Raw genomic sequence first — 10854 nt, forward strand, 5'->3', positions numbered from 1 at the left:
GTCCAATGACGCACGGGACCGAACGCGGCCGGGTCCGGAGCCAGTGCGGTCCGGCAGCCGGTCTGGCGGTTCGGCAGCGGCCCGGGCCTGACCGGCGCCCGACGGCGAAGCAGGGTGGCACCACGGGCAGACGCTCCCGTCCCTGAGGACGGGAGCGTTTCGATTTGCGCCCGCCGGGCGGCCACGGCGGCGGGCGCGGTGACAGGACGGAGGCCACACCATGGTGACGAAGGTGGAGCCGCGGCTCCCGAAGGGCATGCGAGACCTGCTGCCCGAGGAGATGATCCGCCGCCGCTACGTGATCGAGCAGGTGGAGGCGGTCTTCGCCGCCTACGGCTTCGAGCCCCTCGGCACCCCGGCGCTCGAGCTGTGGGAGACGCTCATGGGCAAGTACGGTCCCGATGCCGAGAAGCTCATCTACCACTGCCAGCACCCGGCGGGGCGGGAGCGCCTGGCGCTGCGCTACGACCTCTCGGTGCCGCTGGCGCGCGTGGTGGCCATGCACCAGGAGCTGCCGCGCCCCTTCCGGCGCTACCAGATCGCGCCGGTGTGGCGCGCGGAGCGCCCGCAGCGGGGCCGCTTCCGCGAGTTCGTCCAGTGCGACGCCGACATCGTGGGGACGGCCAGCGTCCAGGCCGACGCCGAGATCCTCCAGGTGATCTGCGAGGTGCTGGGGCGGCTCGGCTTCGAGCACTTCGTCGTGCGGCTGAACAACCGCAAGATCCTCAACGGCCTGGGCGCCTACGCCGGCGTCCCCGCCTCCCAGCTGGGCGGGCTGTACCGGGCCATCGACAAGCTGGAGCGCGTCGGGCTGCCGGGCGTGGAGGCGGAGCTGCAGCGGCAGCAGGTCCCGCCCGAGGCCATCCGGCGCCTCCTCGCGCTGCTCGAGGTCTCGGGCGACCCCGCCACCGTGCTGGCCGACCTGCGCCGCCACCTGGACAGGGAGGCCGAGGCGCTCGAGGGGGTCGCCGAGCTCGAGGAGATCCTGGCCACCCTGGACGAGGCGGGGGTGCCCCGGGCACGGCTGCGCGTCGACCCCTCCATGGTGCGCGGGCTGGAGTACTACACGGGGCCCATCTACGAGACCGTGGTGGAGCGGCCGCGCATCGGCAGCCTCACCGGCGGCGGGCGGTACGACCGCCTGGTGGGCCTCTTCGCCGGCCGGGAGATCCCGGCCACGGGGACGACCATCGGCATCGAGCGCATCCTCGAGGTGATGCAGGCGCACGGGATGTTCCCGCCAGCCCTGCGTCCTACCACGGTGGAGGTCCTGGTGACGGTCTTCCAGCCGGAGCTGCGCGGGGAGTCGCTGCGCCTGGCGCAGGCGCTGCGCGCCGGCGGGCTGCGCTGCGAGGTCGTCCTGGAGCCCCGCAGCCTGACCGACCAGCTCCGCTACGCCAACCGGCGGCGCATCCCGGCCGCGGTGGTGGTGGGGCCGGAGGAGGTCCGCACCGGGACGGTGCAGGTGCGCCACCTGGAGCGCGGCGAGCAGCGCACCGTCGCCCGGGCGGAGGCCGCCGCGGCCATCCGCGCCTGGCTCGGAGACCGCGGGGGGCCCGTTGAGGGGAGCGGTGCACCGTGATCGAGGTCAGCGAGGTCCCGGCGGTCATGATCAGCGCGGGGGGTCCGCGCCCGCGCACCTTGACCGGTGAGGTGCGGCCCGGCACCCCGGTGCGGCTGCTGGGCCACCTCCACCTGGTGCGGCGGCTCGGCGGCGTGACCTTCCTCGTCCTGCGCGACCGCTCCGGGACGGTGCAGGTGGTGGCTCCCGGGCGCGTGGACCTGCCCCGCGAGAGCGTGCTGGAAGTCCTGGGTCGCGGCCGGGCCGACCCCCGCGCCCCGGGCGGCGTGGAGGTGCAGGCGGAGCGCATCGCCGTGCTGGCGCGGCCCGCCGGGCGCCCCGCCTTCGACATCAGCAAGCCGGTGCTGCGCGCGACCCTGGAGACGCAGCTCGACCACCGCGCCCTCAGCCTGCGCCACCCGCGCGTGGCCGCCACCTTCCGCATCGCTGCCGCGCTGGTGCGTGGGTTCCGGCAGGCGCTGGAGGCCGAGGGGTTCCTGGAGATCCACACGAGCAAGCTGGTGGGGACGGCCACGGAGGGCGGGGCCCACCTCTTCCCGGTGGTCTACGGCGAGCGGCAGGCCTACCTGGCGCAGAGCCCGCAACTCTACAAGCAGATCTGCGTGGGCGCCTTCGAGCGCGTCTACGAGGTCGGCCCCGCCTTCCGCAACGAGCCCCACGAGACCACGCGCCACCTGGCCGAGTACACGAGCCTGGATGTCGAGGCGGCCTTCGTCACCCTGGAGGACCTGCTCGACCTGGAGACGCGCCTGGTGCGGGCGATGCTCGAGGAGGTACGCCGCACCGCGGCCGACGCGGTGCGGCTGCTCGGGGTCCGCATCCCGTCGGTGGACCGCATCCCCCGCATGACCTTCGAGCAAGCCACGGAGGTGCTCGCAGCCGGGGCCGGCCGGGCGGGAGCACCTCAGGGCGGGGCCGGGCGCGGCACGGCGGGCGCGGCCGTGGCGGACGACCTGACCCCGGAGGCGGAGCGGCGTCTGGGGGAGCACGCCGCGCGGGCGGGCAGCGACTTCCTCTTCGTCACCCACTTTCCCGCCGCCAGCCGTCCCTTCTACGCCCTCCCCGACCCCGAGCGGCCGGCGCGCTCCCTCTCCTTCGACCTGCTTTTCCGCGGCCTGGAGGTGACGACCGGCGGCCTGCGCATCCACGACGCCCGCCGGCTGCGGCGCCGCCTGCGGGAGCGCGGGCTCGACCCGGGGGCCTTCCGTGGCTACCTGGAGGCCTTCGCCGCCGGGATGCCGCCTCATGGTGGGTTCGCCATCGGGCTGGAGCGCTTCACCGCACAGCTCTGCGGCCTCGCCAACCTGCGGGCGGCGGCCCTCTTCCCCCGCGACCGCCGCCGGGTGGAGCCGTGACCGTGGGCGCGAGCACGCCTGACAGGGGACCCGGCGGCCCCTACCGCACCCACTACTGCGGCGCCCTGCGCCCGGAGCACGCCGGGCAGCACGTGCGGCTGGCCGGGTGGGTCCACCGGCGGCGCGACCTGGGCGGGGTGATCTTCCTCGACCTGCGCGACCGCGAGGGGATCGTCCAGGTGGTGGTCACGCCGGACGCCGGAGAGGCCTACCGGGCCGCCGACGCCTGCCGCGCCGAGTACGTCCTGCAGGTGGAGGGAGAGGTGCGACGGCGCCCGCCGGGCACCGAGAACCCCCGCCTGGCCACCGGGGCGGTGGAGGTGCGCGCCGAGCGGTGCACCGTGCTGGCCGCGTCGGAGACGCCGCCGTTCCCCATCGCCGAGGAGCAGCCGGTGGAGGAGGCGTTGCGCCTGCGCTACCGCTACCTCGACCTGCGCCGGCCCCGCATGACCCGCAACCTCCTCCTGCGCCACCGCCTGGCCCTGGCGCTGCGCCGCGCCTTCGACGCCCGCGGCTTCGTCGAGGTGGAGACCCCTATGCTCATCCGCTCCACCCCGGAAGGCGCGCGCGACTTCCTCGTGCCGAGCCGGCTCCACCCCGGGCGCTTCTACGTCCTGCCCCAGTCCCCGCAGCTCTTCAAGCAGATCCTCATGGTGGCGGGGGTGGACCGCTACGTGCAGATCGTGCGCTGCTTCCGCGACGAGGACCTGCGCGCCGACCGGCAGCCCGAGTTCACCCAGGTGGACGTGGAACTGACCTTCACCGACGAGGCCCAGGTGCAGGCGGTCACGGAGGCGGTGCTGGCCGAGGCGATCCAGGAGGTCCTGGGGGTGACGGTGGCCCGCCCCTTCCCGCGCCTCACCTACGGGGAGGCGCTGCTGCGGTACGGCACCGACACGCCCGACCTGCGCGTCGACCTGCCCATCGTGGACGTGACGGAGAGCAGCCTCGCCCGGGTGCCGCCGCTGGCGTCCGCCCGGGCGCGCGGCGAGGTGGTGCGGGGGCTGTGTCTCCCCGGCGGGGCGCGCTACTCGCGCCGGGAGGTGGACGCGTTGGGGGAGCGGCTGCGCGCCGAAGGGGTCGGCGGGCCCGCCACGCTGGCCTTCACCGGCGCAGGGGTGCGCGGCTCCCTGGCGCGGACGGTGCCACCGGCCGAGGTGGAAGAGGTGCGCACGCACTTCGGTGCCGGCCCCGGTGACCTGGTGCTCCTGGCCTGGGGACCGGCCGACCGTGTGGGGTCCGCCCTGGGGCGGCTGCGCCTGGAGGTGGCCCGGCGCGAGGGGTGGCTTCCCCCGGACCGGCTGGCCTTCTGCTGGGTGACGGAGTTCCCGCTGGTGGAGTGGGATCCCGAAGAGGGCCGACTGGTGGCCGTCCACCACCCCTTCACTGCGCCGGTGGAGGCGGACCGGCCGCTCATGGCCACCGAGCCGCTGCGGGTGCGGGCGCGCGCCTACGACCTGGTGCTGAACGGCGTGGAGGTGGGCGGGGGGAGCATCCGCATCGCCGACCCCGCGCTGCAGCGGGAGGTCTTCCGCCTGATCGGCCTGGACGAGGCGGCGGCCCAGGAGCGTTTCGGCTTCCTGCTGGATGCGCTGCGCTTCGGCGCCCCGCCGCACGGAGGGATCGCGCTGGGGTTTGACCGGCTGGTGATGCTGCTGGCCGGGGAGGAGACGATCCGCGACGTCATCGCCTTCCCCAAGACCGCCGCGGGAACGGACCTGATGACGGGCGCGCCCGCGCCGGTCGACCCGCGGCAGCTGGCCGAAGTCCACATCGCCCTCCTGCACGACACCCTGCAGGGGTTGGAGGACGGGCTGGAGGGATGAGAATGGCAGGCGATCCGGTGTTGTCGCCCGGTCGCGTGAATGCTAGCATCATGTTGAGCGCGGAATCCCTGCTGTATTCGGGCGCGCCAGAAGTTCCGAGCCAACACCCATGACCGGGGAGCCCGGGCTCCGGGCGTGGACGGCACGCCTCTGAACGGTCCGCCGGGAGGAGGACGCCGGAAGCGTTCGGGAGGGCACCCACCTGTCCGAGGACAGGTTCGGGAACTCTGGCACAATCGGTACGGCGGGGATTCTGTGTATCCCGGCCGACCATGACCCTCTTCGCCGGCGACCGGCCCCCGGGCGATGCGCCCCTGGCGGCCCGGATGCGCCCGCGCACCCTGGAGGAGTTCGTCGGGCAGGCGCACATCGTCGGCCCGGGCCGGCTGCTGCGCCAGGCCATCGAGGCCGACCAGCTCACCAGCCTCATCCTCTACGGCCCGCCGGGGACGGGAAAGACCTCGCTGGCGCGCATCATCGCCAACCTCACCCGCGCCCACTTCGAGCAGGTGAACGCGGTCACCGCCGGCGTGGCCGACCTTAAGCGCATCATCCAGGAGGCCCAGGACCGGCGCGCTTACTACCAGCAGCGAACCATCCTCTTCATCGACGAGATCCACCGCTTCAACCGCGCCCAGCAGGACGTCCTCCTCCCGGTGGTGGAGGACGGCACCCTGGTGCTGATCGGCGCCACCACCGAGAACCCCTTCTATGAGGTGAACGCCACCCTCGTCTCCCGCTCCCGGGTGCTGCAGCTCGAGCCGCTCTCCACCGACGAGCTGCGCCAGATCCTGGAGCGGGCGCTCGTCGACCCGCGCGGGCTGGGGGGCCAGGGGGTCGAGGTGGACGAGGAGGCCCTGCGCCACCTGGTGGACGTGGCCAACGGGGATGCCCGCGCCGCCCTCAACGCCCTGGAGACCGCCGCGGCGCTGGCCGTCCCCGGGCCCGACGGGGTGCGGCGGATCACGCTGCCCCTCGCCGAGGAGGCGAGCCAGCGCCGGGCCCTCCTCTACGACCGGGAGGGGGACGCGCACTACGACACCATCTCCGCCTTCATCAAGAGCCTGCGCGGCTCCGACCCCGACGCCGCCGTCTACTGGCTGGCGCGCATGCTCGCCGCCGGCGAGGACCCGCGCTACATCGCCCGACGGATGGTGGTGCACGCCGCCGAGGACGTGGGGCTGGCCGACCCGATGGCGCTCGTGGTGGCCACGGCGGCGGCGCACGCCGTGGAGTACGTGGGGCTGCCGGAGGCGCGCATCCCGCTGGCCGAAGCCGCCCTCTACATCGCCACCGCGCCCAAGAGCAACACCGTGGTCGAGGCGCTGGGGCGGGCCGCCCGGGACGTGGAACAGGTGCAGACGGCGCCGGTGCCGCGCCACCTGCGCGACCCGAGCCACCCCCAGGCGGCGGCCCGGCTGGGGCACGGGCGCGACTACCGGTACCCGCACGACGCCCCGGGGCGCTTCGTCGTGCAGCAGTACCTCCCCGACAACCTGGCCGACCGCGTCTACTACGAGCCTTCCGACAGCGGGGCGGAGCGGGAGGTGCGGGCGCGCCTGCTGCGCTGGTGGGGCGAGGTGAAGCGCTACGCCTTTGCGCAACGGGCCCGCCGCGCGCGCGACCGGCCGCCGGCGGAGGGCCAGGGTATATAATCAAACGGCCATGGTGGAGCAGCGGGCGCCGGGGCCGGGCGCGTCGGCACAGGGGAGCGCATCGACACCGGGGGGCGGGGACATCCGCCGCATCGCCGTGGCGATGAGCGGCGGCGTCGACAGCGCCGTGGCCGCCGCCCTCCTGGTGGAGGCGGGCTACGAGGTGGTGGGGGTGACCATGCACCTCTGGCCGGCCTGGCTCCCCGAGCCCGACGACCCCTTCCGCGCCTGCTGCGGTGTCGGTGCCGTGGCCGACGCCCGCGCCGTGGCCGCCCACCTCGGCATCCGGCACTACGTGCTCAACCTGCGGGAAGCGTTCGAGCGCGCCGTCATCGACGAGTTCGTAGACGAGTACGCCCGCGGCCGGACGCCCCACCCCTGCCTCACCTGCAACCGGGCCATCAAGTTCGCCCTGCTGCTGCGCAAGGTGCGGGCGATGGGGCTGGACGGGTTGGCCACGGGCCACTACGCGCGCATCCGCTACGACGCCGCGACGGACCGCTACCTGCTCCTGCGCGGGCGCGACGCGGCCAAGGACCAGTCCGACGTCCTCTTCGCGCTGGGGCAGGCGCAACTCGCCCGGTTGCGCTTCCCGGTGGGGGAGTACACCAAGGCGGAGGTGCGGGCGCTGGCCCGGGCGCGGGGATTGCCGGTGGCCGACAAGCCGGACAGCCAGGAGCTGTGCTTCGTGCCGCGCGGGTCCTACGCCGAGCTCGTGGCGTCCCGCCGCCCGGCCGCGGCGCGGCCGGGCCCGATCCTGGACGGGACGGGCCGGGTCCTGGGCACGCACCGGGGCATCGCCCGGTACACCGTCGGGCAGCGGCGCGGGCTGGGCGTGGGCGCCGGGCGGCCGCTCTACGTCACCGCCATCGACGCCGCGCGCAACGCGGTGATCGTGGGCGAGGGTGCCGACCTGCTCGCCGCCGGTGTGGAGGCCCGTCAGGTCACGTGGGTGGCGGGCACGCCGCCGCCGGGACCGGTCGAGGTGACGGCCCGGGTGCGGCACGGCGCCCGCGAGGTGCCGGCGCGGGCCTGGGTGGACGGGGAGGGGGTGTTGCACGTGCGCTTCGCCGTCCCCCAACGGGCGCCGGCGCCCGGACAGGCGGTGACGCTTTACGCGGGGGAGGTCGTGCTGGGCGGGGGGATCATCGAACGGGTGGAGGCCCTGCGGCCGGCGGCCGTCGCCGGCGCGGGCGGGAGGTGAGGGACGTGTCGGAGCGTGGAGGAGAGTTCCTGGCGGGGTTCGTCCTCGGCGCCGTGGTGGGCGCCGCGGTGGGCGTGCTGCTGGCGCCGCGCCCGGGCGGGGAGACACGTGCCCAGGTGCGCGCCCGAGTGGAGGCGGCGCGGGCGCGGGCCCGGGAACGGGCCGAGGCGATGAGCCAGCGGGCGCGCGAGCAGGCCGGTGAGGTGGGGCGGCGGACGCGGGAGCGCGTCGGCGAGGTCGCCCACCGGGCCCGGGAGGCGGCCGAGGAGGTACGGGAACGGGTGCGGGAGCGCGCCGGCGAGCTGCGGGAACGGGTGGAAGGGCTGCTGCCGCGGCAGGCGCCCGCGCCGGTGCCCCCGGGGCGCGACGAGGCCGGCTCCGTCCCGCTGTCGCAGGAGCCTGACGGGTGAGCCGGGGCCCGAGTCCGTCGACGCCGAGCCGCGAGACCATCGAGCTCACCATCCCCGCCCGGCCGGAGTATGTCGTCGTGGTGCGGCTGGCCGCGGCGGGGATCGCCGGGCGCATGGGGTTCTCCTTCGACGAGGTGGAGGACCTGAAGATCGCCGTGGCCGAGGCCTGCACCGACGCCATCCTGGCGGGCGCGGGGCCGATCCAGGTGCGCTTCGGGGTCGACAGCGAGGCCCTGGAGGTCCAGGTCGACTACGCCGCGCCGCGCGCCGTGCGCTCCGAGGAGCGCGAGCTGGGCCTCTTCCTCATCCGCTGCCTGATGGACGAGGTGGTCACCCACGAGGAGGCAGGTCGGCGGCGGATGCGCATGACCAAGCGCGTCGGGCCGGCGCCCCCCGCCCACCTCGGCCCCGCCGACGCCGGCCCGGCCGACCCCGGCCCCGCCCCCAGCCCCACCGACGCCAACTGAGGCCGCGCAGGCCCGATGCCCCGACGCACACGGCGCAGGACCTGGGACAAGGCGGAGGTGCGCCGGCTCTTCGAGGCCTACGCCGAGCGGCGCGAGCCTGCCGTGCGCGAGGCGCTCATGGTGGCGCACGAGAGCCTGGCCGTCTACCTGGCCCGCAAGTTCGCCAACCGCGGGGAGCCCTTCGAGGACATCCTCCAGGTGGCCCGCATCGGCCTGCTGAAGGCCATCGACCGGTACGACCTCTCGCGCGGGATCGAGTTCACCACCTACGCCACCCCCACCATCGTGGGGGAGATCAAGCGCCACTTCCGGGACAAGCTGTGGGCGATCAAGGTCCCCCGGCGCCTGCGCGAGCTGAACTACGCCCTGATGAAGTCGGTGGAGGAGATGACCCAGCGCCTGGGCCGTTCCCCGACCATCCCGGAGATCGCCGACGCCACCGGCGTGCCCTTCGAGGAGGTCATCGAGGCCTTCGAGGTGGGCCGGGCCTACGGCCCGGCGTCACTCGACGCGGACATCGAAGGCGCGGACGACCGGGTCTCCTCCCTGATGGACTACCTGGGGGAGGACGACGTGGAGCTGGAGCGGGTGGAGGACCGGCACACGCTGGAGGGGGCGCTGCAGCGCCTCCCCGCCCGGGAGCGTACGGTCACCCACCTGCGCTTCTACGAGGGCCTCTCCCAGGTGGAGATCGCCGAGCGCCTGGGGGTCTCCCAGATGCACGTCTCGCGGATCCAGCGCGAGGCGCTGCGCCGTCTGCGCGCCCTCATGAGTGACGAGCCCCGGGGCGAGCCGACGGGCTGACCGCCTCCTCCCGATGACCGAGCCGGCCCGCCAGCCCCCCGCCGCCGGGGCGCTCCCGGCGGTGCCCGCCCCGGTGCGGGCCGTGGCCGACCGCCTGCAGCGGGCCGGGTTTGCCGCCTACCTGGTGGGCGGAGCCGTCCGCGACCTGCTCATGGCCCGCGAGCCCCGCGACCTGGACATCGTCACCGACGCCCGCCCGCACGAGGTGGCCGCCCTCTTCCCCGGCGCGGTGATGGTGGGGGCGGCCTTCGGGGTCGTGCGCGTCCGGGAGGCGGGGGCCGAGGTGGACGTGGCCACCTTCCGCCGCGAGGGGCCCTACCTGGACGGGCGGCGGCCCGCCTTCGTCGAGTTCGCCACCCTGGAGCAGGACGTGCGCCGCCGGGACTTCACCGTGAACGCCCTGCTGCTCGACCTGCACACGGGCGCGGTGGTGGACCTGGTGGGTGGAGGAGCGGACCTGCAGGCGCGGCGCATCCGCGCCGTGGGCGACCCCGCCGAGCGCTTCGCCGAAGACCGCCTGCGGATGCTGCGGGCGGTGCGCCTGGCCGCGGAGCTGGACTTCACCATCGAGACCGCCACGCTGGAGGCCATCCGCCGCCAGGCCGCCGCCATCACCCAGGTGAGCGCCGAGCGCCTGCGCGACGAGCTGCTGCGCCTGCTGGTCGCGCCGGGCCGCGCCCGCGGGGTGCGGCTGCTGCAGGAGAGCGGCCTGCTCGCCCCGCTCCTCCCTGAGGTCGCCGCCACCGTGGGGGTGCCGCAGCCGCCGGAGTACCACCCCGAAGGGGACGTCTTCACCCACACCGTCCTCACCCTGCACCACCTGGAGGAGCCGACGCCGGTCCTGGCCCTGGCCGCCCTGCTGCACGACGTCGGCAAGCCGCCCACCCTCGAGCGCGGTCCGGATCGCCTGCGCTTCCCCGGCCACGACGTGGTGGGCGCCGCGCTGGCGGAGCGCGTCTGCCGGCGCCTGCGGCTGAGCGGCGCCATGACCGCCCGGGTGGTGACCCTCGTGCGCGACCACCTCCGGCTACAGGACGTGCCCCGCATGCGGCCGGGGCGGGCGAAGCGCTTCCTCGCCCGCGAGGACCTCCCCGACCTCCTGGCGCTCCACCGGGCGGACGTGCTGGCCAGTCACGGTGACCTGACGACGTACCAATGGGTGCGGGAGGCGGCGGCCCGCCTGACCGAGGAGGAGCGGCGGCCGCCGCGGCTGCTCACCGGGGACGACCTGGTCGCGCTCGGCTACCGGCCCGGCCCGCGCTTCCGGGTCATCCTGGAGGCGGTGGAGGAGGCCCAGCTCGAAGGGCGCGTGCGCACGCGCGCCGAGGCGGAGGCGCTGGTGCGCGAGCGCTTCCCGCAGGGCGCAAGAGGAGAAGGTCGGCCCGGCTCGGAAGTCTCCTCCCCATGAGCGAGCGCGAGGCCATCGTCCTCTTCGTCATCCTGCTGGGCGCGATGGTGGTGGTGGGGGCCGCCTTGCCGGTCCTGGCGCCCGGGCTCATCCGCCTCCTCGACCGCACCGTCCTCAAAGAGGAGCCCAACGAGGAGCACTAG

The 10854-nt window shown here is 75.1% G+C and carries 10 protein-coding genes and 1 other RNA gene; all 11 read left to right on the top strand.

Annotated elements, in window-relative coordinates:
* Positions 1–220: 220 nt before the first annotated feature.
* The 11 genes from hisS to RB146_09350 all read left to right on the top strand — a co-directional run bounded on the left by hisS (position 221) and on the right by RB146_09350 (position 10854).
* The gene (gene hisS / locus RB146_09300; protein MDQ7829174.1) at positions 221–1582 is read left to right on the top strand and encodes a histidine--tRNA ligase; all 1362 of its coding nucleotides are present in this window, start codon (positions 221–223) and stop codon (positions 1580–1582) included.
* On the top strand, positions 1579–2937 hold the full coding sequence (aspS, locus tag RB146_09305; protein MDQ7829175.1) for an aspartate--tRNA(Asn) ligase: 1359 nt from the start codon (positions 1579–1581) through the stop codon (positions 2935–2937). Before hisS ends, aspS (RB146_09305) begins: the two co-directional genes overlap by 4 nt.
* Positions 2934–4763 carry an aspartate--tRNA ligase gene (gene aspS / locus RB146_09310; protein MDQ7829176.1) on the top strand — a complete coding sequence of 610 codons (1830 nt, stop codon included), beginning with the start codon at positions 2934–2936 and terminating at the stop codon, positions 4761–4763. The genes aspS (RB146_09305) and aspS (RB146_09310) overlap by 4 nt, the downstream gene beginning before the upstream one ends.
* A gap of 62 nt (positions 4764–4825) precedes the next feature.
* A non-coding RNA gene (ssrS, locus tag RB146_09315) (6S RNA) lies at positions 4826–5018 on the top strand.
* Positions 5019–5035: 17 nt separating this feature from the next.
* A complete protein-coding gene (locus RB146_09320; GenBank protein ID MDQ7829177.1) occupies positions 5036–6418 on the top strand; it encodes a replication-associated recombination protein A in 1383 nt (460 codons plus the stop codon).
* 10 nt (positions 6419–6428) lie between these two features.
* The gene (mnmA, locus tag RB146_09325) at positions 6429–7622 is read left to right on the top strand and encodes a tRNA 2-thiouridine(34) synthase MnmA (protein MDQ7829178.1); all 1194 of its coding nucleotides are present in this window, start codon (positions 6429–6431) and stop codon (positions 7620–7622) included.
* A 5-nt stretch (positions 7623–7627) separates the two neighbouring features.
* The gene (locus RB146_09330; GenBank protein MDQ7829179.1) at positions 7628–8032 is read left to right on the top strand and encodes a YtxH domain-containing protein; all 405 of its coding nucleotides are present in this window, start codon (positions 7628–7630) and stop codon (positions 8030–8032) included.
* Positions 8029–8499, top strand: coding sequence for an ATP-binding protein (locus RB146_09335; GenBank protein MDQ7829180.1), 471 nt, complete (start codon positions 8029–8031; stop codon positions 8497–8499). The genes RB146_09330 and RB146_09335 overlap by 4 nt, the downstream gene beginning before the upstream one ends.
* Before the next feature lie 15 nt (positions 8500–8514).
* Positions 8515–9303: a SigB/SigF/SigG family RNA polymerase sigma factor gene (locus RB146_09340; protein ID MDQ7829181.1), complete on the top strand. Its 789-nt coding sequence runs from the start codon at positions 8515–8517 to the stop codon at positions 9301–9303.
* A 13-nt stretch (positions 9304–9316) separates the two neighbouring features.
* Complete coding sequence (locus RB146_09345) at positions 9317–10711, top strand: CCA tRNA nucleotidyltransferase (protein ID MDQ7829182.1); 1395 nt, start codon at positions 9317–9319, stop codon at positions 10709–10711.
* Positions 10708–10854 (top strand): hypothetical protein, encoded by a 147-nt coding sequence (locus tag RB146_09350; GenBank protein ID MDQ7829183.1) that lies wholly within the window; start codon positions 10708–10710, stop codon positions 10852–10854. The genes RB146_09345 and RB146_09350 overlap by 4 nt, the downstream gene beginning before the upstream one ends.

Source organism: Armatimonadota bacterium (genome assembly GCA_031081585.1).
Lineage (GTDB): Bacteria > Sysuimicrobiota > Sysuimicrobiia > Sysuimicrobiales > Humicultoraceae > Geohabitans > Geohabitans tengchongensis.

Coding starts and splice junctions, on each gene's coding strand:
- hisS (MDQ7829174.1), top strand. CDS start 221: ATGGTGACGAAGGTGGAGCCGCGGCTCCCGAAGGGCATGCGAGACCTG.
- RB146_09320 (MDQ7829177.1), top strand. CDS start 5,036: ATGACCCTCTTCGCCGGCGACCGGCCCCCGGGCGATGCGCCCCTGGCG.
- mnmA (MDQ7829178.1), top strand. CDS start 6,429: ATGGTGGAGCAGCGGGCGCCGGGGCCGGGCGCGTCGGCACAGGGGAGC.
- RB146_09340 (MDQ7829181.1), top strand. CDS start 8,515: ATGCCCCGACGCACACGGCGCAGGACCTGGGACAAGGCGGAGGTGCGC.
- RB146_09345 (MDQ7829182.1), top strand. CDS start 9,317: ATGACCGAGCCGGCCCGCCAGCCCCCCGCCGCCGGGGCGCTCCCGGCG.
- RB146_09350 (MDQ7829183.1), top strand. CDS start 10,708: ATGAGCGAGCGCGAGGCCATCGTCCTCTTCGTCATCCTGCTGGGCGCG.